General features: G+C 50.6%; 25 protein-coding genes, 6 pseudogenes and 1 other annotated feature. Of the genes and pseudogenes, 11 read left to right on the top strand and 20 right to left on the bottom strand.

What is annotated here, in order from left to right; all coding sequences use genetic code 11:
* Positions 1-41 precede the first annotated feature (41 nt).
* From aph(3'')-Ib to O4M77_RS14750, 3 genes and pseudogenes are all read left to right on the top strand, one after another.
* A complete protein-coding gene (gene aph(3'')-Ib / locus O4M77_RS14760) occupies positions 42-845 on the top strand; it encodes an aminoglycoside O-phosphotransferase APH(3'')-Ib (RefSeq protein ID WP_001082319.1) in 804 nt (267 codons plus the stop codon).
* Complete coding sequence (locus O4M77_RS14755) at positions 845-1681, top strand: aminoglycoside O-phosphotransferase APH(6)-Id (protein WP_000480968.1); 837 nt, start codon at positions 845-847, stop codon at positions 1679-1681. Before aph(3'')-Ib ends, O4M77_RS14755 begins: the two co-directional genes overlap by 1 nt.
* A gap of 99 nt (positions 1682-1780) precedes the next feature.
* A pseudogene (locus tag O4M77_RS14750) lies at positions 1781-2469 on the top strand (IS3 family transposase); the annotation flags it as partial.
* Positions 1822-1938 (top strand) — a sequence feature (AL1L pseudoknot). It overlaps the preceding pseudogene by 117 nt.
* A 529-nt stretch (positions 2470-2998) precedes the next feature.
* Here O4M77_RS14750 and O4M77_RS14745 read toward each other — a convergent pair.
* The 6 genes and pseudogenes from O4M77_RS14745 to O4M77_RS14720 form a co-directional block, all read right to left on the bottom strand.
* The gene (locus O4M77_RS14745; protein ID WP_171501091.1) at positions 2999-4018 is read right to left on the bottom strand and encodes a hypothetical protein; all 1020 of its coding nucleotides are present in this window, start codon (positions 4016-4018) and stop codon (positions 2999-3001) included.
* Positions 3927-4790 carry an SDR family oxidoreductase gene (locus O4M77_RS14740; RefSeq protein ID WP_154320204.1) on the bottom strand — a complete coding sequence of 288 codons (864 nt, stop codon included), beginning with the start codon at positions 4788-4790 and terminating at the stop codon, positions 3927-3929. The genes O4M77_RS14745 and O4M77_RS14740 overlap by 92 nt, the downstream gene beginning before the upstream one ends.
* Positions 4791-5239: 449 nt before the next feature.
* A pseudogene (locus O4M77_RS14735) lies at positions 5240-5608 on the bottom strand (IS66 family transposase); the annotation flags it as partial.
* Positions 5609-5661: 53 nt separating this feature from the next.
* Positions 5662-6366, bottom strand: coding sequence for an IS6-like element IS26 family transposase (locus O4M77_RS14730; protein ID WP_001067858.1), 705 nt, complete (start codon positions 6364-6366; stop codon positions 5662-5664).
* A 36-nt stretch (positions 6367-6402) separates the two neighbouring features.
* The gene (locus tag O4M77_RS14725) at positions 6403-7530 is read right to left on the bottom strand and encodes a DUF3883 domain-containing protein (RefSeq protein WP_014837927.1); all 1128 of its coding nucleotides are present in this window, start codon (positions 7528-7530) and stop codon (positions 6403-6405) included.
* Positions 7531-7580: 50 nt separating this feature from the next.
* Positions 7581-7808, bottom strand: coding sequence for a hypothetical protein (locus tag O4M77_RS14720; RefSeq protein WP_000248278.1), 228 nt, complete (start codon positions 7806-7808; stop codon positions 7581-7583).
* Between the two features lie 23 nt (positions 7809-7831).
* On the opposite strand from O4M77_RS14720, the gene O4M77_RS14715 reads away from it, so the two are divergent.
* Entirely contained in the window at positions 7832-8023 is a 192-nt protein-coding gene (locus O4M77_RS14715) for a hypothetical protein (RefSeq protein WP_000951934.1), read from the top strand.
* Positions 8024-8504: 481 nt separating this feature from the next.
* Here the strand turns inward: O4M77_RS14715 and O4M77_RS14710 are convergent, their stop codons facing one another.
* Entirely contained in the window at positions 8505-9047 is a 543-nt protein-coding gene (locus tag O4M77_RS14710; RefSeq protein ID WP_000587837.1) for an AAA family ATPase, read from the bottom strand.
* Positions 9048-9059: 12 nt separating this feature from the next.
* Positions 9060-9920, bottom strand: a complete 861-nt coding sequence (gene aac(3)-IId / locus O4M77_RS14705) for an aminoglycoside N-acetyltransferase AAC(3)-IId (RefSeq protein ID WP_000557454.1) — start codon at positions 9918-9920, stop codon at positions 9060-9062.
* A gap of 142 nt (positions 9921-10062) precedes the next feature.
* Here aac(3)-IId and O4M77_RS14700 point away from each other — a divergent pair.
* Positions 10063-10566 (top strand): annotated as a pseudogene (locus O4M77_RS14700) (IS4-like element ISVsa5 family transposase); the annotation flags it as partial.
* 52 nt (positions 10567-10618) lie between these two features.
* On the opposite strand, the gene O4M77_RS14695 reads toward O4M77_RS14700, so the two are convergent.
* Positions 10619-11323, bottom strand: coding sequence for an IS6-like element IS26 family transposase (locus O4M77_RS14695; protein ID WP_001067858.1), 705 nt, complete (start codon positions 11321-11323; stop codon positions 10619-10621).
* Between the two features lie 121 nt (positions 11324-11444).
* On the opposite strand from O4M77_RS14695, the gene O4M77_RS14690 reads away from it, so the two are divergent.
* Genes O4M77_RS14690 through O4M77_RS14675 form a run of 4 tightly spaced genes read left to right on the top strand, consistent with a single transcriptional unit; the run spans position 11445 to position 13005 of the window.
* Complete coding sequence (locus tag O4M77_RS14690) at positions 11445-11759, top strand: TrbM/KikA/MpfK family conjugal transfer protein (RefSeq protein ID WP_000734776.1); 315 nt, start codon at positions 11445-11447, stop codon at positions 11757-11759.
* Between the two features lie 35 nt (positions 11760-11794).
* Positions 11795-12106 carry a hypothetical protein gene (locus O4M77_RS14685; protein ID WP_001452736.1) on the top strand — a complete coding sequence of 104 codons (312 nt, stop codon included), beginning with the start codon at positions 11795-11797 and terminating at the stop codon, positions 12104-12106.
* A 55-nt stretch (positions 12107-12161) separates the two neighbouring features.
* Positions 12162-12803: a restriction endonuclease gene (locus O4M77_RS14680; RefSeq protein WP_001694850.1), complete on the top strand. Its 642-nt coding sequence runs from the start codon at positions 12162-12164 to the stop codon at positions 12801-12803.
* Between the two features lie 4 nt (positions 12804-12807).
* Positions 12808-13005, top strand: coding sequence for a hypothetical protein (locus O4M77_RS14675; protein ID WP_000844102.1), 198 nt, complete (start codon positions 12808-12810; stop codon positions 13003-13005).
* A 61-nt stretch (positions 13006-13066) separates the two neighbouring features.
* On the opposite strand, the gene O4M77_RS14670 is transcribed toward O4M77_RS14675, so the two are convergent.
* The 3 genes and pseudogenes from O4M77_RS14670 to O4M77_RS14660 all read right to left on the bottom strand — a co-directional run bounded on the left by O4M77_RS14670 (position 13067) and on the right by O4M77_RS14660 (position 15668).
* Positions 13067-13771 carry an IS6-like element IS26 family transposase gene (locus tag O4M77_RS14670; protein ID WP_001067858.1) on the bottom strand — a complete coding sequence of 235 codons (705 nt, stop codon included), beginning with the start codon at positions 13769-13771 and terminating at the stop codon, positions 13067-13069.
* Between the two features lie 152 nt (positions 13772-13923).
* Positions 13924-14745: a lincosamide nucleotidyltransferase Lnu(F) gene (gene lnu(F), locus O4M77_RS14665; protein WP_000939727.1), complete on the bottom strand. Its 822-nt coding sequence runs from the start codon at positions 14743-14745 to the stop codon at positions 13924-13926.
* A gap of 84 nt (positions 14746-14829) precedes the next feature.
* Positions 14830-15668: pseudogene (locus O4M77_RS14660) on the bottom strand (AadA family aminoglycoside 3''-O-nucleotidyltransferase).
* Between the two features lie 148 nt (positions 15669-15816).
* Between O4M77_RS14660 and intI1 the strand changes: the two are divergent.
* A pseudogene (gene intI1 / locus O4M77_RS14655) lies at positions 15817-16614 on the top strand (class 1 integron integrase IntI1); the annotation flags it as partial.
* Between the two features lie 52 nt (positions 16615-16666).
* Here intI1 and O4M77_RS14650 read toward each other — a convergent pair.
* Positions 16667-17371, bottom strand: a complete 705-nt coding sequence (locus O4M77_RS14650; RefSeq protein WP_001067858.1) for an IS6-like element IS26 family transposase — start codon at positions 17369-17371, stop codon at positions 16667-16669.
* Positions 17372-17756: 385 nt separating this feature from the next.
* Between O4M77_RS14650 and fosA the strand changes: the two genes are divergently transcribed.
* A complete protein-coding gene (gene fosA / locus O4M77_RS14645) occupies positions 17757-18173 on the top strand; it encodes a FosA3/FosA4 family fosfomycin resistance glutathione transferase (RefSeq protein WP_323714128.1) in 417 nt (138 codons plus the stop codon).
* Positions 18174-18177: 4 nt separating this feature from the next.
* Here the strand turns inward: fosA and O4M77_RS14640 are convergent, their stop codons facing one another.
* The 7 genes and pseudogenes from O4M77_RS14640 to repA form a co-directional block, all read right to left on the bottom strand.
* Positions 18178-18696: a FidL-like protein gene (locus O4M77_RS14640; protein WP_034169467.1), complete on the bottom strand. Its 519-nt coding sequence runs from the start codon at positions 18694-18696 to the stop codon at positions 18178-18180.
* Positions 18696-19367, bottom strand: a pseudogene (locus O4M77_RS14635) (winged helix-turn-helix domain-containing protein); the annotation flags it as partial. The gene O4M77_RS14640 and the pseudogene O4M77_RS14635, both read right to left, overlap by 1 nt.
* A gap of 53 nt (positions 19368-19420) precedes the next feature.
* Positions 19421-20125 carry an IS6-like element IS26 family transposase gene (locus O4M77_RS14630; RefSeq protein WP_001067858.1) on the bottom strand — a complete coding sequence of 235 codons (705 nt, stop codon included), beginning with the start codon at positions 20123-20125 and terminating at the stop codon, positions 19421-19423.
* Between the two features lie 90 nt (positions 20126-20215).
* Positions 20216-20548, bottom strand: coding sequence for a type II toxin-antitoxin system toxin endoribonuclease PemK-mt (pemK-mt, locus tag O4M77_RS14625; RefSeq protein ID WP_000439434.1), 333 nt, complete (start codon positions 20546-20548; stop codon positions 20216-20218).
* A gap of 1 nt (position 20549) precedes the next feature.
* Positions 20550-20807 carry a type II toxin-antitoxin system antitoxin PemI gene (pemI, locus tag O4M77_RS14620; protein WP_000557619.1) on the bottom strand — a complete coding sequence of 86 codons (258 nt, stop codon included), beginning with the start codon at positions 20805-20807 and terminating at the stop codon, positions 20550-20552.
* Between the two features lie 92 nt (positions 20808-20899).
* Entirely contained in the window at positions 20900-21553 is a 654-nt protein-coding gene (locus O4M77_RS14615; RefSeq protein ID WP_000616807.1) for a CPBP family intramembrane glutamic endopeptidase, read from the bottom strand.
* Between the two features lie 938 nt (positions 21554-22491).
* Complete coding sequence (gene repA, locus O4M77_RS14610) at positions 22492-23298, bottom strand: incFII family plasmid replication initiator RepA (RefSeq protein ID WP_072109558.1); 807 nt, start codon at positions 23296-23298, stop codon at positions 22492-22494.
* Positions 23299-23349: the final 51 nt, after the last annotated feature.

Genomic DNA, 23349 nt, shown 5'->3' with positions numbered 1-23349 from the left:
AGCCACCTCCGCGCTTCATCAGAAAACTGAAGGAACCTCCATTGAATCGAACTAATATTTTTTTTGGTGAATCGCATTCTGACTGGTTGCCTGTCAGAGGCGGAGAATCTGGTGATTTTGTTTTTCGACGTGGTGACGGGCATGCCTTCGCGAAAATCGCACCTGCTTCCCGCCGCGGTGAGCTCGCTGGAGAGCGTGACCGCCTCATTTGGCTCAAAGGTCGAGGTGTGGCTTGCCCCGAGGTGATCAACTGGCAGGAGGAACAGGAGGGTGCATGCTTGGTGATAACGGCAATTCCGGGAGTACCGGCGGCTGATCTGTCTGGAGCGGATTTGCTCAAAGCGTGGCCGTCAATGGGGCAGCAACTTGGCGCTGTTCACAGCCTATCGGTTGATCAATGTCCGTTTGAGCGCAGGCTGTCGCGAATGTTCGGACGCGCCGTTGATGTGGTGTCCCGCAATGCCGTCAATCCCGACTTCTTACCGGACGAGGACAAGAGTACGCCGCAGCTCGATCTTTTGGCTCGTGTCGAACGAGAGCTACCGGTGCGGCTCGACCAAGAGCGCACCGATATGGTTGTTTGCCATGGTGATCCCTGCATGCCGAACTTCATGGTGGACCCTAAAACTCTTCAATGCACGGGTCTGATCGACCTTGGGCGGCTCGGAACAGCAGATCGCTATGCCGATTTGGCACTCATGATTGCTAACGCCGAAGAGAACTGGGCAGCGCCAGATGAAGCAGAGCGCGCCTTCGCTGTCCTATTCAATGTATTGGGGATCGAAGCCCCCGACCGCGAACGCCTTGCCTTCTATCTGCGATTGGACCCTCTGACTTGGGGTTGATGTTCATGCCGCCTGTTTTTCCTGCTCATTGGCACGTTTCGCAACCTGTTCTCATTGCGGACACCTTTTCCAGCCTCGTTTGGAAAGTTTCATTGCCAGACGGGACTCCTGCAATCGTCAAGGGATTGAAACCTATAGAAGACATTGCTGATGAACTGCGCGGGGCCGACTATCTGGTATGGCGCAATGGGAGGGGAGCAGTCCGGTTGCTCGGTCGTGAGAACAATCTGATGTTGCTCGAATATGCCGGGGAGCGAATGCTCTCTCACATCGTTGCCGAGCACGGCGACTACCAGGCGACCGAAATTGCAGCGGAACTAATGGCGAAGCTGTATGCCGCATCTGAGGAACCCCTGCCTTCTGCCCTTCTCCCGATCCGGGATCGCTTTGCAGCTTTGTTTCAGCGGGCGCGCGATGATCAAAACGCAGGTTGTCAAACTGACTACGTCCACGCGGCGATTATAGCCGATCAAATGATGAGCAATGCCTCGGAACTGCGTGGGCTACATGGCGATCTGCATCATGAAAACATCATGTTCTCCAGTCGCGGCTGGCTGGTGATAGATCCCGTCGGTCTGGTCGGTGAAGTGGGCTTTGGCGCCGCCAATATGTTCTACGATCCGGCTGACAGAGACGACCTTTGTCTCGATCCTAGACGCATTGCACAGATGGCGGACGCATTCTCTCGTGCGCTGGACGTCGATCCGCGTCGCCTGCTCGACCAGGCGTACGCTTATGGGTGCCTTTCCGCAGCTTGGAACGCGGATGGAGAAGAGGAGCAACGCGATCTAGCTATCGCGGCCGCGATCAAGCAGGTGCGACAGACGTCATACTAGATATCAAGCGACTTCTCCTATCCCCTGGGAACACATCAATCTTACCGGAGAATATCGTTGGCCAAAGCCTTAGCGTAGGATTTCGCCCTCTCCCGCAAACGACCCCTGCAACGCGCCAATGAAATTCTACGTAAAGCAGCCGCTTTTTTCGCCCAGGCGGAGCTCGACCGCCCACACAAATAATGGTGGATTTTATCCATAATAATAAAGAGCTGTACGGAGTCGAGGCGATTTGTAGAATTTTACCGATCGCACCTTCAACCTATTACCGGACTCTAGATCTCTGTGAAAATCCAGAACATCGAGCAAAGCGAGATTTACATGACTTGCATCATGCTGAGGAGATTAAACGAATTTGGAAGGAAAGTTCAGGTCGGTATGGTGTACGTAAAGTCTGGCAAAAACTGAAACGTGAAGGCTATATTATTGCGCGCTGTACTGTTGCTCGATTAATGCAAAAGCTAGGTATAAAAGGTGTTTGGCGTGGTAAGAACAAACAAACCACCCGTAGCCGAGATGATCAAAAACGAGCGGATGACTTGGTAAAACGTAATTTTACTGCTGATCATCCTGACCAACTGTGGGTGAGTGACTTTACGTATATTCAAACAAATTCAGGCTGGGTTTATACTGCATTTATTATTGATGTGTTCTCACGAGCAATTGTTGGATGGAAAGTATCGACACGGATGAATACAGATATGGTGCTCGATGCATTGGAGCAAGCATTGCATGATCGAGGCATGCCAAAGAATGTGATTCATCATTCCGAGGGTGATACATATTATGGAAATAATATATGTATATAAATCATATACTTAATAATACTTTCTATTTGTATAGAAAAATGGGGTAGATTAGGAAAGCAAAAAAAGTAGAAATGAACCATTGTAGAGTCAATAAAAAAATTGATTAAATAAAATAAAATAGCATGTCAATAAAGTACATAAACTACTAATTTATAACAAAAAATATATATGACTTGCTAAAAAATAGCATGTCATAAATTATTAATATAATTATATATATATCATATACTTAAATGAATTTAATTTAATGACATGCTATGTTGACACGCATTTTTTTTTCTGGATTCGCTTTTACTGACATGGAAAAAAGCGTGTCAATAGCACGTCAGATAGCATGTCAATCAATAAAAATAAATAAGCGATTGTATTTAAACAATTTATATATTTGTTGTGACACGCTTTTTTGTTGTGACACGCTTTTAGATGGTTCTGTAATTTTCTTTTCTACAGAAAAAACAAATAAAAAGGCCTAGTAAATATATTTCTAGTTGAGAGTATATAGAACCTGTTATTCATACTCTTTAAGGTACTTCTTCAATCGATTTTGTACTAATTTTTCAGTTAAATTCTCTTTGTAGCTAAAGTAGATAATATCAACACCATTAATTTTACTGAGTTGGAGCTTTTCCTTATCTCTTTGTTTTGTTCTTTTTAAACCTTCTTCTCCACCAAATAGATCAACAGCTACATAGTGTTGTTGCCCTTGGTATTCGATAGCTAAATTTAGCTCAGGTATATACACATCAAATCTTTGTCTATTTAACCAGGTGGGTGATGCTTCTCTTTGAACTGTGAATTGAGGGAATAACAAATTAATGTAGTTGAACAACAATGTTTCATTTACCCATCTTTCACCTATTCTAGCTACACCTTTTAACTCTCTAATGTAGTTCTCTGCATCCCTTTCACTAATACTTTCCTGTATGGAATGCTTAGTGATGTATGCCCCATATCTTGCTTTGAAGGATGAACTATACATATTGTGGGAATACATCAAATCGGAATTCGTTTTTGTGCAAATGTGACAGATCGATTCTTTAAAGGAATTATTTTCTAACGCATTCGCAAGATGGGCGTGTTTCCTTACTAAACCTACATATTCTTTGGTGAGGGCATCTTTAAAACATGAGCAAAAGTAACTCTCCCCAGTCATTTTGTTATAGAAAGTTTGTCTCCATTCCCAAACACCCAATTTTGACGGTAATAACCCTTCTGGTGGTGTCATTAATGAGTACAGCTTAATTAGCAATGTCTGTGGAAATTCAACTGTAAGAAGGCGTATTGAGGATTTATTCTTTGTTTTTAATTTAGTGTTTTTGATTTTGTAGCGTTGGGTAATTCCCCCTCCATATTGGAAATCATTCAACTTCACAAAAGGAGGGATATTAATGTCTGTAACCTCAAGATCAGTGTCCTTATCGCTGGTCAGATCAAATTCAACGGTATCCTTCTGGTGCAGGAATCCCATGTTCCGAAGAACGACTGACTGATTCCCACTCTTTCCATGTAAATATACGTTTTTCTGCATTTTCAACAGCTAAATCATATACAAGGCTTCCCAGAACTAATCGGAGAGGCGGATTCTCACTATTAACCAGTTTCATTATAGCTTCGGCGGCTAACTTAGGATCACTATCCACCGATTCGTTTGAATATTGTTGGGCCAACTTTTCACGTAATGAATCATACTCTTTTTTCTGTGTAGTAAAACTCATTTTTAAGTATAGATTCGTCCAGTAACCTCCAGGTTCTACGATAGATACTTTTATACCAAAATGTGCAGCTTCTTGTGCTAAAGCCTCGCTAAATCCTTCTAAAGCAAATTTACTAGCGCTATAGATTCCCGACATTGGACCACTAATCAGTCCACCAATACTAGATATCTGGATAATATGACCTGATTCTTGTGCCCGCAAGTACGGCATAACAGCTTGACTTACCCATACTGTACCGAAGAAATTAGTTTCCATTTGGCTTCTAACTTCATCTTCACTAAATTCTTCAATCATTCCCATTACCATATTCCCTGCATTGTTAATGACAATATCGAGTCTTCCAAAATGTTTAATGGCAGTTTCCACTGTAGTCGAAACAGCACTTCTATCAGTAACATCAAGACTTAAAGGAAGTAACATTCCTTCAAACTGGCATTTTAACTCATTCAGTTTTTCAATATTTCTAGCAACACCAACAACCTTCTCTCCTGACTCCAATGCTTTTTTTGTGAATTCGTATCCTAGTCCACTGCTTGCACCTGTAATAAACCACACACGTGTATTTTCATTGTTATTAAATGTCATAAATAATCTCCTCCATTAATCATGTAATATTGGTATCATTCAATACCAATTTAAAACAAACAAAATAAAGAGCACAGGCAATCTGCCTATGCTCTAAATATAGAAATATAAAATTTCAACAGGATTAATCCGATTGTTGGTATCACAAATAAGCCATCAAATTCATTGATGTACCCTTTTCTACGAAGTGTCATGGGAGATCTCCCTTTAAAATAAAAAAGAGGAAGATTCCTCTCCGCCTTTTTACTATAACCGTATAATAAAGGTTTCCTATAAGAAGACAGATTTATCCTAATACTCTGAGCATAAGCAGAGCCTTTGAACGTATTAAACTAACGGTTCAAAGTTAGGATATCAATCATTAAGAAGCCTCCATTCATCATAAGTTAGTTCAAGTATAACATATGGGCCTGATTTGGTAAGCGTCCGCTGAACCCCATGCCTATTTTTTAATTCGATTTAGGTTTCCAGCGGTGTGGTAGCAATTCTTCAATCTGAGTCACTTTATGTGTCGGCAACCTTTTCAGCACATCACTTAAATAGGCATAGGGATCCAGCCCATTCAGCTTTGCTGACTGGATTAATGTCATAATATTGGCTGCTCGCTGACCGCTGCGCAGCGAACCTGCAAATAACCAGTTCTTACGTCCCAACGCCCAGGGGCGCATCTGGTTTTCCACCCAGTTATTGCAAATCGGTAGATTGCCATCATCCAGATAGCGGCTTAAAGCTGGCCAACGCTTCAGAGTGTAATTGATCGCCTTGGCGGTTGGAGAACTCGATGGCACAGTCAGTTGATGTTGGTTGAGCCATTCATACGGCACTGTTGCAAAGTTAGCGATGAGGCAGCCTTTTGTCTTATTCAAAGGCCTTACATTTCAAAAACTCTGCTTACCAGGCGCATTTCGCCCAGGGGATCACCATAATAAAATGCTGAGGCCTGGCCTTTGCGTAGTGCACGCATCACCTCAATACCTTTGATGGTGGCGTAAGCCGTCTTCATGGATTTAAATCCCAGCGTGGCGTTGATTATCCGTTTCAGTTTGCCATGATCGCATTCAATCACGTTGTTCCGGTACTTAATCTGTCGGTGTTCAACGTCAGACGGGCACCGGCCTTCGCGTTTGAGCAGAGCAAGCGCGCGACCATAGGCGGGCGCTTTATCCGTGTTGATGAATCGTGGGATCTGCCACTTCTTCACGTTGTTGAGGATTTTACCCAGAAACCGGTATGCAGCTTTGCTGTTACGACGGGAGGAGAGATAAAAATCGACAGTGCGGCCCCGGCTGTCGACGGCCCGGTACAGATACGCCCAGCGGCCATTGACCTTCACGTAGGTTTCATCCATGTGCCACGGGCAAAGATCGGAAGGGTTACGCCAGTACCAGCGCAGCCGTTTTTCCATTTCAGGCGCATAACGCTGAACCCAGCGGTAAATCGTGGAGTGATCGACATTCACTCCGCGTTCAGCCAGCATCTCCTGCAGCTCACGGTAACTGATGCCGTATTTGCAGTACCAGCGTACGGCCCACAGAATGATGTCACGCTGAAAATGCCGGCCTTTGAATGGGTTCATGTGCAGCTCCATCAGCAAAAGGGGATGATAAGTTTATCACCACCGACTATTTGCAACAGTGCCCGTCGGCTTGAGATGCACATGTTGGCTGAGGTCGCCGGGTAGCGTGAACAGGCGCGGACCGTCCCGAAACTGGAACACGCGATACAGATGGAATTGATCGCCCGCCTCCTTGGAGAATTCGAGTTCGTTGTGGCTGACCAAGAAAGACGAGCCTACCCCGCCATTGGTGGTTTTCACCTCGATGAAGCGCTCATGGGCGTCCTCTTCGAACGACAGGATGTCGAACCCCGCACCGTCTCCCTGGGTGTCGGACACCCAATCCAGCCGCTGAAAAAGCTCTGGGTGGCCGAGCTCGGTCAGGCGTTGCTGTTCGTAGCCAATCACCCACTGCTCCCCTGCCCGGCCCAGCTTGCGGTTGGCTTCATCGCGAGCGGCATAATCGAACTTTCGCGGTAGGCGTTGCCGTAGAGATGCCGGGGTACGCACAAGCACTTCACGGGCGGGTGGTTCTACCAAAGCCGCTCGGTAGGTTTTGTCACCCGGAAGTTTTACCTCCTCCAGGGCATCGACAAGAGCGCCGACCGTCTGCTGATGTTCCAGAACGTAGGCGTGTACGGATTTACGCAGCAGCAGTTGGCTGTTGCCGCGTGGCTTGTAGCCGTTGATATAGGGCAGGCCCAGGGCATCGAGTACGGCGCTAATGTTCTGGTGCTTGAGCTCGACTGAAGACTTGCTGCGACCGTTCAGCAGTTGGCGCAGTGCCTGGTTGTGCTCGGACTTGTTGTACGGCTCCCCAGCCGCCTCGGCACGCAGCATGTCGAAATAGTCTTCGACCGTGGCCAGGACCTCTTCTTCGGACCAGTCTTCGCCGATGCGAATGATGCGAAACCCGAGCCGCGTCAGCGCCGGAACGACGGTCGCCTCGCCACCGGAGAAGCTGTCAGCAGTGAGCGGGCCCTGCTCGGGAAATTGCTTGCCGAAGGCCACACCGGCGATGGCCTTGGAATCGCAATCGGTGCCGGTCTTCGGATCACGTACCAGGAAGTCGCGGGACTTGCCGTAGCCGTGGCGCGCCAGGAATTTCGTGCGGCCCAGTTGCACGAACTCATCGATGGCAGCCTGCACGGCGGCGGGGCTTCGAAGCTGGGAGAGTTGAGACACAGGGTCCTTCCTTACTGTCATGGTGTGCCGGGAACCGCCGAGCCACGAGATTATGAGTAGCCCCTGAACAGAAACGTCACGATAAAAGCCGTGAACGCCACCAGGCCCATTAAATCCCTTGCGTATTTGCAGCCCGTGCTGTCCAAACCTGTACCAGGTCCGATCAACACGCTCCAACCATTGAGGTACGAAAACACCGCCTGACCGAACAAAAAATGCGTGATAGCCGCCGCAGCCATGACGCCGGAATCGTCAGACAGGCTGTAGCTGTTGACCATTGCCCTGTACGCCTGCATCTGAAATGGCTATTGCCCTGATGGGAGCCGGCTTTTCAGCCACCGACACCAGCGATGCCGTCAATATTCTTTACCCGATAACCATGACCGTACAAGCTAACAAGGCCTGGCAAGCCAGCGGACTTAAAAAGTCTTTTTTTCTACCATCCCACAAAAAAGTTCGTGGTGGAGAAAAGATAAGCTATGCAAGGCTTTAGGAGACGTGGTTTTTCAGGATGACGAAGAACGATTCGGCGCTAGGTGCAACATAGGTGCATCGCACGAGCGCTAGGAACGGCGAAAAAAGGCGGACGTGGCGAAATCGGTAGACGCAGCAGACTTTAAAATTGGAGTGCCCGCGGGGAAATCCGCGGAGTAGAACCGCTCAAAGTCGGGGAACGCTAACGGGCAATACCCTAAGCCAATCCCGAGCCAAGCCCCTTCGGGGGAAGGTGTAGAGACTGGACGGGCGGCGCCTAAAGCCTTCGGGCAATGGCGAAGGGACAGTCCAGACCACGAACGTCATCAGACGGCGGCGAAAGTCGAGGTGGTACGAAAATCTGCTTCTCTGTGAGAGTACGGGTTCGAGTCCCGTCGTCCGCACCACAAAGCCAAACATCCCTGCGATGATCGACCTCTGGGCGTTTGGTCGTGAGCCCGCCACCCTCGCGCTACGCTTTGCGCAGGCGTCGAAGGCGATCAGGTGCGCCCATCGATTCCGTCGAGCACCATCGCTGCGAGTTCATCGCTGGTGTGTGCACCACTATCGAGAACACGGGTTGTGCATGGAAGCCGTTCCCTTGCGGCCAAGCATCGGGCGACATTCGCTAATCGCCACTCTCGAATCTCCGCATTTCGATTCGGGTCAGGATGCATGGTCTGGTTCGCGATCCGGTGACGCAATAGGTCCTCGTTGAGCGTCAGAAAGATGTGCAGCAGCTGATCGTCGATCCGCCTTACCCCGTCGAGTATCTCAGTCAGATAGTCCGGGTGCACGAGCGTCATTGGGATGATGATGTCCTGCGAGTAATTCCTTCGAATCTCCCTGACCGCCGCGATCGTAAGTCCCCTCCACAAGGGGAGATCCTGATAGTCTCCGCTCGCTGGCATGGGGACCGTTTCTTTCACCACGAACCCGATTTCCTCGGGGTCAAAGATCAGCGATTTGGAACGCCGATCGCGCAGCCGCTTAGCGAGCGTCGTCTTTCCGGCGCCGAAAGGTCCGTTGATCCAGATTATCATTGTCGACGGCCTCTAACCTGAAGGCTCGCAAGAGCGCTCGACGGCCTCGTGCGGAGGCACGATCGGAGTGGTTCCGAAATGCTTCTCAAGATAGGTGACGCCGAACGTCACGATGTCCTGCGCGTCGAACAGGTAGCACTGAGCAAAGCCCACGACACCTTCTCGATGGCGACCGAGCTTCACGTAAGCATTTGCTATAGTTTCAACCGCATCCGGCTTTCCTTCGATAGCAAAGCAATCGAGAATGCCGTTTGAATCGTAATCCGATGCCGTTTTCCAGGCGACTTCACCGTCTCTTCCAAGCATCGGCATCTCATACGTCACCCACCGTTTGTTGGGGATATCGGCAACCGCCTCGGCGTAGTGCAATGCGGTAACGGAGTTTAGCGGCGCACCCAACAGCAGGGCCTTCCCGCCAAGGCGAACGAACCGCTCGACGGGCGATCCTTCCCCCAAGGCGTGACCGAGTTCGTGAGGCTCCGTCAGCGTTTCAGCCAGCGGACCAACCGCGACCATCGATGCATCGGGGTGCGCGCTGCGCCGCGCGCCGGGGGCTTGAACCAGAAATTGATTCAGCAGGCCGAACCCACGGTAAGTCCCGGCTGTTGCGGGATCGAACGGCAGCCAGGTACGGCGGGCTTCGTCATCCAGCCGAGCGCCATTCAGAGTCTCCTCGTAGGGTGATCGGTCCCACGACGCGTATCCCATCACAGTGCCAGTCGGCCCAACCGCGGAGCGTAACGCGGCAACGACCGTCTCCGCTCCTCCTTCGACCGGACCAATCGCTTTAAGTGAGGCATGCACCATCAAGAGGTCACCGGTTTGGACTCCGAGTTTTTGAAGCGCCTCCGTTATTGCCTTCCGCGTATGCATCGCGATATCTCCTCTAAACTGCAAAACACTATACGCTGATGAATCCCCTAATGATTTTGGTAAAAATCATTAAGTTAAGGTGGATACACATCTTGTCATATGATCAAATGGTTTCGCGAAAAATCAATAATCAGACAACAAGATGTGCGAACTCGATATTTTACACGACTCTCTTTACCAATTCTGCCCCGAATTACACTTAAAACGACTCAACAGCTTAACGTTGGCTTGCCACGCATTACTTGACTGTAAAACTCTCACTCTTACCGAACTTGGCCGTAACCTGCCAACCAAAGCGAGAACAAAACATAACATCAAACGAATCGACCGATTGTTAGGTAATCGTCACCTCCACAAAGAGCGACTCGCTGTATACCGTTGGCATGCTAGCTTTATCTGTTCGGGCAATACGATGCCCATTGTACTTGTTGACTGGTCTGATATTCGTGAGCAAAAACGACTTATGGTATTGCGAGCTTCAGTCGCACTACACGGTCGTTCTGTTACTCTTTATGAGAAAGCGTTCCCGCTTTCAGAGCAATGTTCAAAGAAAGCTCATGACCAATTTCTAGCCGACCTTGCGAGCATTCTACCGAGTAACACCACACCGCTCATTGTCAGTGATGCTGGCTTTAAAGTGCCATGGGGCACTGTTGCAAAGTTAGCGATGAGGCAGCCTTTTGTCTTATTCAAAGGCCTTACATTTCAAAAACTCTGCTTACCAGGCGCATTTCGCCCAGGGGATCACCATAATAAAATGCTGAGGCCTGGCCTTTGCGTAGTGCACGCATCACCTCAATACCTTTGATGGTGGCGTAAGCCGTCTTCATGGATTTAAATCCCAGCGTGGCGTTGATTATCCGTTTCAGTTTGCCATGATCGCATTCAATCACGTTGTTCCGGTACTTAATCTGTCGGTGTTCAACGTCAGACGGGCACCGGCCTTCGCGTTTGAGCAGAGCAAGCGCGCGACCATAGGCGGGCGCTTTATCCGTGTTGATGAATCGTGGGATCTGCCACTTCTTCACGTTGTTGAGGATTTTACCCAGAAACCGGTATGCAGCTTTGCTGTTACGACGGGAGGAGAGATAAAAATCGACAGTGCGGCCCCGGCTGTCGACGGCCCGGTACAGATACGCCCAGCGGCCATTGACCTTCACGTAGGTTTCATCCATGTGCCACGGGCAAAGATCGGAAGGGTTACGCCAGTACCAGCGCAGCCGTTTTTCCATTTCAGGCGCATAACGCTGAACCCAGCGGTAAATCGTGGAGTGATCGACATTCACTCCGCGTTCAGCCAGCATCTCCTGCAGCTCACGGTAACTGATGCCGTATTTGCAGTACCAGCGTACGGCCCACAGAATGATGTCACGCTGAAAATGCCGGCCTTTGAATGGGTTCATGTGCAGCTCCATCAGCAAAAGGGGATGATAAGTTTATCACCACCGACTATTTGCAACAGTGCCCTTACCTTTATCAACATTCTGGCGAGTGTATATCTGAACAAACTGTTAAGGACAAAAAATGAAGAAACTCTTAATACCTCTGATAGCAGCTGGTAGTCTGCTTTATCTTCCTGCCAGCCATGCTGAAGATCCCTGCAAAGTTATTATGTGCATGGCGGGCAAGCTCACCGGCGATAGCGGCGGAAGCGAGTGTAACAGTGCTGAAGCTGCTTTCTTCAATATCGTTAAAAAGAACAAGCACGGCTTTTTACCCAACCACACGAAGGATGCTAGGAAGGCTTTTCTTAATGAATGCCCGGATAATGGCGAAGGTGGAAGTAACCAGTCGATGATAAGCCAGATCATAAGTAAATACGGGAAAGTTCGCTTATAGGCGAACCAGGAATAATCTCAATTTAAGGAGCCAACGTGAAAAAAATAATATTAAGTGCATTAGCCTGTACAGCTCTCTTAACTGGTTGCGTCAGCCAGGATAAAGGTAATGCGATGCAGAGCCAGCTGAATAACCAGCAACGCCAGATTAACGAATTATCCGTTCGTTTGCAGTCTGCGGAGTCCCGGCTATCAAAGCAGGAAGAAAAGCTGCGCAACGAACTGCTGCAATCCAGCGGCTATTGCTATCTGAATGGCGCCCGCTACTCGACCGGCACCGTACTTTACGGGCGGATTTGCCAGAATCAGTCAGGCAGCGCTTCGTGGCAGGTATACAGCCGTCGCTAAACATCAGGGCGGTTTAACCGCCCTTTTCTTTACCCTCAGAAAGCCCACTATAACCATGATCCCCTTCCCCACTACAGAAAACCTTATTCTATGGGCTTGCAGCGCCATCGTACTGCTTGCCGTTGTATTCTTCCGGCGTTCAGTACGGCACAGGCGACACAAAAGGAAGCAGCAAAGTGCGCGGCGGGTGCTGGAGCGCATAAAGACGTTGCCGGGCTTCCCACAAAAAATTAACTACCTGAGAAAAATTGATCCTTTTGTGTTTGAAGAACTGTTGCTGGAAGGATTTGAAGCGCATGGCTTCAGAACCATCAGAAACAAACGCTATACCGGCGATGGAGGCATTGACGGCCAGGTAATAATAGGAAAATATCGCTATCTTATTCAGGCTAAACGCTATCGCGGCCATATTGCTTTACAGCACGTACAGGAGTTCGAGAAGTTGCTTAAACGTCATAACTGTCGCGGTCTGTTTTGCCATACCGGGAAAACCGGCGCAGGTTCAAAATCTGTCAGTATTGCCAGTGAACGGATGGAGATTATCAGCGGCCAGCGCCTGATAGATTTGCTCACGCCCGGTAGCTCCTTCACTATCGCAACCGCCCCGCAGACGATGATGAAGCGTACCGCAGCAACGCTAGAAACGAGCACCATTGTTAAAGATGCCGGTAAAGAAAATCGATACCATGAGAGTTAATTAAATGAAGTCAGTAACTATAGAAGCAAAAACATTTGCTGAAATGTTAGGAATAACAGAAGGTGAGTTAATCTTTGCCATTAAGAAAACTGGCACATTCAAAAACAAGACAATCCCACAACCTCATGAGCCACATAAATCAAATAATAGATTTTTATATTCAGACGTAATGAGGTTTATAGAATCACTAAAAGACAAATAGAACCGGTAAGGCACTGTTGCAAAGTTAGCGATGAGGCAGCCTTTTGTCTTATTCAAAGGCCTTACATTTCAAAAACTCTGCTTACCAGGCGCATTTCGCCCAGGGGATCACCATAATAAAATGCTGAGGCCTGGCCTTTGCGTAGTGCACGCATCACCTCAATACCTTTGATGGTGGCGTAAGCCGTCTTCATGGATTTAAATCCCAGCGTGGCGTTGATTATCCGTTTCAGTTTGCCATGATCGCATTCAATCACGTTGTTCCGGTACTTAATCTGTCGGTGTTCAACGTCAGACGGGCACCGGCCTTCGCGTTTGAGCAGAGCAAGCGCGCGACCATAGGCGGGCGCTTTATCCGTGTTGATGAATCGTGGGATCTGCCACTTCTTCACGTTGTTGAGGATTTTACCCAGAAACCGGTATGCAGCTTTGCTGTTACGACGGGAGGAGAGATAAAAATCGACAGTGCGGCCCCGGCTGTCGACGGCCCGGTACAGATACGCCCAGCGGCCATTGACCTTCACGTAGGTTTCATCCATGTGCCACGGGCAAAGATCGGAAGGGTTACGCCAGTACCAGCGCAGCCGTTTTTCCATTTCAGGCGCATAACGCTGAACCCAGCGGTAAATCGTGGAGTGATCGACATTCACTCCGCGTTCAGCCAGCATCTCCTGCAGCTCACGGTAACTGATGCCGTATTTGCAGTACCAGCGTACGGCCCACAGAATGATGTCACGCTGAAAATGCCGGCCTTTGAATGGGTTCATGTGCAGCTCCATCAGCAAAAGGGGATGATAAGTTTATCACCACCGACTATTTGCAACAGTGCCACTTGACCTGATAGTTTGGCTGTGAGCAATTATGTGCTTAGTGCATCTAACGTCAAAATCAGCGGCGCGTTTTTATGCGTCCGCTGGATTTACTTGTTGTGCGGCGTCGCAGACTCATTGAGCAACCTTTTTGCCTGCGCAATTACAGTTCTCGGAAGCTCGATATTCAGAGGTTCTGTCACGCTCTTGAACAATTCGAGACTCCACGTCCACGTTTGATGATAGGCTGCACATAGTGCTCTTGGTTCTGCACTGCTTGTGCATGCCAGATAGCGATTATACGAGTCCTCCGAGATATCCTTTTCGAGCGCGCGTGAAGGTGTCGGCCAGTGGTCTGTTGCCCCTTCGTGGAGTCGAACCAGCTTGAGTAGGTTTTCATGTGCTTTGCTGAGCAAAGCCCAGGCGCGAGCGTACTCTCCCCGATTTAAAAGATTGGCCCCAAAGAGCATCAGGCTGATGAGGTTCAACACAAGCCCTTCCACCAGCGGCGCGCCTTCACGTATCGGGGGACCGCCCACGAGAGCGCTTGCGTACCTTGACAACTCTCCTGATCGGTCCAACAAAACAGCCGCCTCAAGCGAGGGAAACCACCCATAGCCTTGCCAAGTGGAAATGACCGGTATGTCCGATTTTCGCATGAAATGGAATTCACCGCGAATGCCGTTTTCAAAAAGTGCGGTGTGGTGGCCGAAGTCGTCCGGAAAGTAAGCAGCAACCGGACTTACGGCATTAAGCCACGAGCGCTGATCGAAATTTTCAAAATGGTCATCCTGGATGAACACTGCGAATTCGATATCAGAGAACTCGTCACCCTCTCCGATAGCAAATGAGCCGAACATCAATGCCGCGATTATTCGTGCATCCTCATGACAACCTTCCTTGAAGAGTTCGATCATTTTCAGTTGAAGCATAGAAATATCCTTTTATTGAAGCCACAGATTATGAGGAAAGGTATACGCAGATTTTTGTTTTTTTTCGTCAGCACAACGCCGGAGTTAAGCCGCCGCGCGTAGCGCGGTCGGCTTGAACGAATTGTTAGACATCATTTACCAACTGACTTGATGATCTCGCCTTTCACAAAGCGAATAAATTCTTCCAAGTGATCTGCGCGTGAGGCCAAGTGATCTTCTTTTTGTCCCAGATAAGCTTGCTTAGCTTCAAGTAAGACGGGCTGATACTGGGCAGGTAGGCGTTTTATTGCCCAGTCGGCAGCGACATCCTTCGGCGCGATTTTGCCGGTTATTGCGCTGTACCAAATGCGGGACAACGTAAGCACTACATTTCGCTCATCGCCGGCCCAGTCGGGCTGCGAGTTCCATAGCTTCAAGGTTTCCCTCAGCGCCTCGAATAGATCCTGTTCAGGAACCGGGTCAAAGAATTCCTCCGCTGCCGGACCTACCAAGGCAACGCTATGTTCTCTTGCTTTTGTAAGCAGGATAGCTAGATCAATGTCGATCATGGCTGGCTCGAAGATACCCGCAAGAATGTCATTGCGCTGCCATTCTCCAAATTGCAGTTCGCGCTTAGCTGGATAACGCCACGGAATGATGTCGTCGTGCACAACAATGGTGACTTCTACAGCGCGGAGAATCTCGCTCTCTCCAGGGGAAGCCGAAGTTTCCAAAAGGTCGTTGATCAAAGCTCGCCGCGTTGTTTCATCAAGCCTTACGGTCACCGTAACCAGCAAATCAATATCGCTGTATGGCTTCAGGCCGCCATCCACTGCGGAGCCGTACAAATGCACGGCCAGCAACGTTGATTCCAGATGGCGCTCAATGACGCTTAGCACCTCTGATAGTTGGTTCGAAATTTCGATGGTCACCGCTACCCTCATGATGTCTAACTTTGTTTTAGGGCGACTGCCCTGCTGCGTAACATCGTTGCTGCTCCATAACATCAAACATCGACCCACGGCGTAACGCGCTTGCTGCTTGGATGCCCGAGGCATAGACTGTACCCCAAAAAAACAGTCATAACAAGCCATGAAAACCGCCACTGCGCCGTTACCACCGCTGCGTTCGGTCAAGGTTCTGGACCAGTTGCGTGAGCGCATACGCTACTTGCATTACAGCTTACGAACCGAACAGGCTTATGTCCACTGGGTTCGTGCCTTCATCCGTTTCCACGGTGTGCGTCACCCGGCAACCTTGGGCAGCAGCGAAGTCGAGGCATTTCTGTCCTGGCTGGCGAACGAGCGCAAGGTTTCGGTCTCCACGCATCGTCAGGCATTGGCGGCCTTGCTGTTCTTCTACGGCAAGGTGCTGTGCACGGATCTGCCCTGGCTTCAGGAGATCGGAAGACCTCGGCCGTCGCGGCGCTTGCCGGTGGTGCTGACCCCGGATGAAGTGGTTCGCATCCTCGGTTTTCTGGAAGGCGAGCATCGTTTGTTCGCCCAGCTTCTGTATGGAACGGGCATGCGGATCAGTGAGGGTTTGCAACTGCGGGTCAAGGATCTGGATTTCGATCACGGCACGATCATCGTGCGGGAGGGCAAGGGCTCCAAGGATCGGGCCTTGATGTTACCCGAGAGCTTGGCACCCAGCCTGCGCGAGCAGCTGTCGCGTGCACGGGCATGGTGGCTGAAGGACCAGGCCGAGGGCCGCAGCGGCGTTGCGCTTCCCGACGCCCTTGAGCGGAAGTATCCGCGCGCCGGGCATTCCTGGCCGTGGTTCTGGGTTTTTGCGCAGCACACGCATTCGACCGATCCACGGAGCGGTGTCGTGCGTCGCCATCACATGTATGACCAGACCTTTCAGCGCGCCTTCAAACGTGCCGTAGAAGGCACTGTTGCAAAGTTAGCGATGAGGCAGCCTTTTGTCTTATTCAAAGGCCTTACATTTCAAAAACTCTGCTTACCAGGCGCATTTCGCCCAGGGGATCACCATAATAAAATGCTGAGGCCTGGCCTTTGCGTAGTGCACGCATCACCTCAATACCTTTGATGGTGGCGTAAGCCGTCTTCATGGATTTAAATCCCAGCGTGGCGTTGATTATCCGTTTCAGTTTGCCATGATCGCATTCAATCACGTTGTTCCGGTACTTAATCTGTCGGTGTTCAACGTCAGACGGGCACCGGCCTTCGCGTTTGAGCAGAGCAAGCGCGCGACCATAGGCGGGCGCTTTATCCGTGTTGATGAATCGTGGGATCTGCCACTTCTTCACGTTGTTGAGGATTTTACCCAGAAACCGGTATGCAGCTTTGCTGTTACGACGGGAGGAGAGATAAAAATCGACAGTGCGGCCCCGGCTGTCGACGGCCCGGTACAGATACGCCCAGCGGCCATTGACCTTCACGTAGGTTTCATCCATGTGCCACGGGCAAAGATCGGAAGGGTTACGCCAGTACCAGCGCAGCCGTTTTTCCATTTCAGGCGCATAACGCTGAACCCAGCGGTAAATCGTGGAGTGATCGACATTCACTCCGCGTTCAGCCAGCATCTCCTGCAGCTCACGGTAACTGATGCCGTATTTGCAGTACCAGCGTACGGCCCACAGAATGATGTCACGCTGAAAATGCCGGCCTTTGAATGGGTTCATGTGCAGCTCCATCAGCAAAAGGGGATGATAAGTTTATCACCACCGACTATTTGCAACAGTGCCGTAATTATTTAGGATATAACTCTGTGATTTAGTCTTTTTAGATAACGTATTTATGTCTTTATGCTGTAAAGCCCATATTGATTTTGCCTTCAATAAGGCGGTTTTTAGCCCGATTTTATCGGGCGCATGAAATGTTATTAGATTGCTAAATGATTTCAAAAAAGGGGTAACATAGCGCGGGGATTAGTGTGGCGAGGCGCAGGTTTCCGACGGTAGCCTAAACGCAAAAAATGCGCTTTTTAGCCGGTGATGAGGTGAGGCCATGAGGGGATGCGTGGCCGATCACAGTTTACAACAGGGTTTGATAACGGGAGGAAAAGTCATGCTGCAGGGATTGAATCATCTGACGCTGGCGGTCAGCGATCTGGCGTCAAGCCTGGCGTTTTATCAGCGGTTACCTGGAATGCGTCTGCACGCCCGTTGGGATAGCGGAGCATATCTTTCCTGCGGGGCGTTGTGGCTATGCTTGTCGCTGGATGCGCAGCGGCGTAAAACGCCCGCTCAGGAAAGCGACTATACCCATTATGCTTTCAGCGTGGCGGAAGAGCACTTTGCCGAGGTGGTCGCCCAGCTGGCGCACGCGGGGGCCGAAGTATGGAAAGACAACCGCAGCGAAGGGGCGTCGTACTATTTTCTCGACCCTGACGGCCATAAGCTGGAACTGCATGTGGGTCATTTGGCACAGCGGATGGCCGCCTGTCGGGAACGCCCGTACAAGGGGATGGTCTTTTTTGACTGACGGGTTAGTTCAGCTTACTGCCGGATTTCAACGTGCAGATCCACAGCGGTGAATTGATAGAGCTGAGCAGGATAGCCTTTTCGTTGAGCTTCTGGGCGTTGAGAAACAGCCCGTCGTGGCTGTCGGACATCTCGCGCATAAAGTAGTCGAAAATCACGTCCGGCGATTCATCAATCGAGGAGGCGCTCGATTCCCACTGATTGATGCGGTAATGACGCTCGGTGGCGGAGATGCGTTTGCTGCTGTAGGTAAACTTCACGTAGCGTTGCAGGTAGAGCCAGCCGGCGGCAGAGTCGGTGTAACCTTCGACCACCATCGAGCCTTTACCCTGCGCGCCGAAATTGAAGTGAATATTGCCGTTAACGTTCTCTTTTTCCATGTTTTCAAAGCGCATGATGCCCTTAGTGGAACAGCTCATGACACCCGCGTTGTCGTCAGGGAGCAGCCGCCAGGCGCTAAACGCGGCGGCGGCAATAAATACCAGAACGCAGAGGGCAAAGAACGGACGCGGCGCGAGTCTCATTACGGCTTCCAGGAATAGTAAAAGTAGTTATCGCAATAGCTGAACGGGTTGTCTTCGTGCATGGCGCAGTGGGCAAGGAACACGCGCCCCAGCCCGTTGGTTTCCAGTCGGTCGCCGTAGAAGAAGAGAAAACGTTCACCGGGTTTACAGGCAATATTCAGCCGCTGGCGCACTTCATCGAAGTTCTTGCCGTAGGACTCTTCGCTGACCGAACGTCGCATTTCATCGCTGGCCAGCAGTTCGCACTGGCTATGGCTGAGGCGGGTCAGCGCGATAGGCTGAGATTCGCTGACGCCGACCAGACTGAAGGCAACCAGAAGCAGCGCAATGGTGAGCAAGCAGGCGCCGGCCATGTACCAGCACATCCCGCGGGCATGTGCGGAGCGCGGTGCGTCTGGCGTTGTCGCAACGGGCGGCGGTTCGGCCGGTGTCTGTTGTGGTGAAACCGGTGGCGCGTCGTTCAGCGCTTCGATAATGACCTCGGGATTCAACTGCAAATAGCCGCGCGAGACGGTGACGATGATGTTATCGACGCCGTAATGACGGAAGGTTTTCCGCAGCATGCTGAGATATTGGTTCAGATTGCTGTTGGATGAGGTTAATCCATTGTCATCCCAGACTTTTTTCAGAACATCTTCCCGGCTGACTATCTCGGTATGGCGCAGAAAATAGGGCACTGTTGCAAAGTTAGCGATGAGGCAGCCTTTTGTCTTATTCAAAGGCCTTACATTTCAAAAACTCTGCTTACCAGGCGCATTTCGCCCAGGGGATCACCATAATAAAATGCTGAGGCCTGGCCTTTGCGTAGTGCACGCATCACCTCAATACCTTTGATGGTGGCGTAAGCCGTCTTCATGGATTTAAATCCCAGCGTGGCGTTGATTATCCGTTTCAGTTTGCCATGATCGCATTCAATCACGTTGTTCCGGTACTTAATCTGTCGGTGTTCAACGTCAGACGGGCACCGGCCTTCGCGTTTGAGCAGAGCAAGCGCGCGACCATAGGCGGGCGCTTTATCCGTGTTGATGAATCGTGGGATCTGCCACTTCTTCACGTTGTTGAGGATTTTACCCAGAAACCGGTATGCAGCTTTGCTGTTACGACGGGAGGAGAGATAAAAATCGACAGTGCGGCCCCGGCTGTCGACGGCCCGGTACAGATACGCCCAGCGGCCATTGACCTTCACGTAGGTTTCATCCATGTGCCACGGGCAAAGATCGGAAGGGTTACGCCAGTACCAGCGCAGCCGTTTTTCCATTTCAGGCGCATAACGCTGAACCCAGCGGTAAATCGTGGAGTGATCGACATTCACTCCGCGTTCAGCCAGCATCTCCTGCAGCTCACGGTAACTGATGCCGTATTTGCAGTACCAGCGTACGGCCCACAGAATGATGTCACGCTGAAAATGCCGGCCTTTGAATGGGTTCATGTGCAGCTCCATCAGCAAAAGGGGATGATAAGTTTATCACCACCGACTATTTGCAACAGTGCCCATCCAGTTGCCCCTCAAACCCCATGTTCAAGTCAGAATAGTGGACAGGCGGCCAAGAACTTCGTTCATGATAGTCTCCGGAACCCGTTCGAGTCGTTTTCCGCCCCGTGCTTTCATATCAATTGTCCGGGGTTGATCGCAACGTACAACACCTGTGGTACGTATGCCAACACCATCCAACGACACCGCAAAGCCGGCAGTGCGGGCAAAATTGCCTCCGCTGGTTACGGGCACAACAACAGGCAGGCGGGTCACGCGATTAAAGGCCGCCGGTGTGACAATCAGCACCGGCCGCGTTCCCTGCTGCTCATGACCTGCGGTAGGATCAAGCGAGACAAGCCAGATTTCCCCTCTTTCCATGTCAGATTTCCTCCTGACCAGTCGCCGGTGCATCCAGCCATTCTCGTTCTTCAGCTGATATTTCAGCATTCGGATCACACTGTGCCAGTAGCTCAGCCAGTGAATATTGCGGGCGTCTGTACGGCTCAACAATCAGCCGGCCATTATCAATGACCATGCCAACTTCATTATCTGTGCCCAGAGACAGCGCATTCAGCAGTGCCGGTGGGACGGTCAGCATAACTGAGCCGCCAACCCTCTTCAGTCGGGTGGTATGCATTCTTCACCTCCATAAAAGTTATATTTAAATATAACATCCACTAAAAGAACACACCAGGCTTTAACGCACAATGTTTAATAAAAATATAACTTTCAACCAAACAGTAAACCCAGCGTGGTTGCTTCCATATGCAGCAATACCGGCAGCAGCAGGCCACCACTTCTGATCCTGGCCACTGATGTAATCAACCCCACCAGGAACAGTTCTGCCAGTGTCAGCAGGTTCTGATACTGGCTGTGCGCGGCGACGAACAACAACGACGTTATCAGCGCCCCCAGCCACATCGTCCAGCAGTACCGTGAACGGAAGACGTTCAGCATAATCCCCCGGAACAGCGTTTCCTCATTCAACGGGGCAAGGATAAAGATGGTCAGCAACGTCAGGATCACGTCAGGTATGGACTTATCGGCAAAAAGTTTCGTCATAAATGGCTCAGCAGGCAGAGCCAGCGCCTTACCGAGCAGAAATACACCGACATACACCACGGCCATCGCACCGACCAGCCACGGTACGCCAACGTTGCGCAGCTGACCAACGACCGGTAGCGGAGCTATCCAACGGCGGTATACCAGGAAAACACACAGCAGGTACATCAGAACAGTACCATGACTGAAGAACAAATAGTTTTTTCCTGATCCATAAAGCAGAACGGCCTGCTCCATGACAAATCTGGCTCCCCAACTAATGCCCCATGCAGCCAGCATAACCAGCATAAACTGCAGATATTGATTACGTGTTTGAATCATTGCATCGCCTGTAAATTTTTAACTTGTCCTATTTTTGTCATTACCACGTATATACACATGTATAACAATTCAGATATCGTTACCAGGATATGCCGCATCAGCGGCATGGAAGGCGGCACTCTGTTGTTTCATATGATACAGGAGTAAAACCGCCGAAGCCCGGCGTAAGCCGGTACTGATTGATAGATTTCACCTTACCCATCCCCAGCCCTGCCAGACCATACCCGCTTTCAGCCATGAGAGAGCTTCTGTGCGCGGTCGGAGTGGTCCCGACGAGGGTTTACCCGAAGTCGGGGCGTATCTCCGCGTTAGCGGGCCGTGAGGGCCGCTTACGAGCGTGTACTGAGAACTTCCAGCGAGAAGACTGACAGCGATGAAGATGTAGTTACAACATTCATAATTAAAAGCGACTCTGTTCCGGCCCTTTGGGCCGGGGCGGGGCCGCTTTTCAGTTATGAGGGAGGGGCTTTGTGGTTTCGGTTCTGCGCTGGACCGGGGTTTTTCTGGAGGTTGTTTTTGTGTGTTGTAACTAAAGTGGCTCCGGTCGGGGCCCGCCGCTTGCGGTGGGAGGTGCATATCTGTCTGTCCACAGGACAGGCAGTGAATAGGTTTTCTTTTTAAATGAATGTAATTAAGTAGTTTAAAGGAGATATAAACAGGTGTTTAAAAGATACATTGCACCCTGTAAGACTGGCGGCTGGCGCTTTATGACATGAACGGTTGTAACCTTATGGGGAAGTCCCTTGCAGTTAAATGTGGATAAGCAAAATTCCCCGTCTGTGAGGCGTGTTTTGTATCGAAAACAGGGGGGGCCGGATGCACCAGAAGCTGGATGATGAGGTTGTTTTTTGTATGTGGTGCTGATTTTTTGTGCGCTGTCGGGCTTCAGACGTGCGGAAGCCTCCGGCGCAGGCCGGATTATTCAGAGGAGGTCACTTTCAGGGGGAAGCTGTGGCCAGCCGGCTGTAATTACGGTTACGTGACAGAATCATGCGCTCCTTCACACGACGCTCAACTTCGCGTTTTACCGCCTCACGATTGGCAGTGAAGCGCCCTTCCGCGATTTCGCGCGTCAGCTGCCGTTTCACCAGGGTGACAATATCCTGACGTTCCCTGTCCGCATCACGACGCGCACGGGCACGCTTTATTCCCCGGGACTTAAGCTCTGTCTGATAACTGCGAAAACGCTCACGAACAAAACGCCAGGCTTTCGCTATCAGTTCATCCATGCCCAGGGTATCCAGCCCCTGCTTTTTGCGTTGTTTGTTTTCCCATACCACACGGCTGCGGCGCGCGGCGGCCACTGCCTCCTCTGATACATCGAGGGCAGCAAACAGTGCAGATGTGAACGTGATATCGGTCGGAATGTAGCACCCGATAAGCGGGTCATATTCCGTCTGGTAGGTAATCAGTCCCAGCTCTGACAGGAACGTCAGGGCCCGGGTGGCACGGGTGATGGAGAGTTTTCCGGCAGCAGACTCCGTCGCCAGTCCGCACTCAATGGCCAGCGTGGTGATGGAGCACTGGACGCGGTTGGCCAGCGGGTCATAGTGGAAACACAGCCCCTGCAGGAGCGCATCAATAGCCCGTCGACGCAGCACTGGTGGCATGCGTCGACGCAGACCACGCGAACGGGCATGCGCCACATGAATGGCGAAATCAAAACGGGAAGTGAAGCCCACCGCCTTTTCCATCAGTTTTTCGCAGAACTTCAGCGTTCCTGCACCTTCACGGGGTGTAAACACCGGATTCGGGTTCTTTACCTGGCGGTAATACGTTTGGTGAAGATCAGTCAC

Origin of the sequence: Acinetobacter sp. YWS30-1, assembly GCF_033558715.1 — a bacterium.
In the GTDB taxonomy this organism is placed as follows: Bacteria; Pseudomonadota; Gammaproteobacteria; order Pseudomonadales; family Moraxellaceae; genus Acinetobacter.
This window is presented reverse-complemented; position numbering and strand designations above follow the sequence as displayed.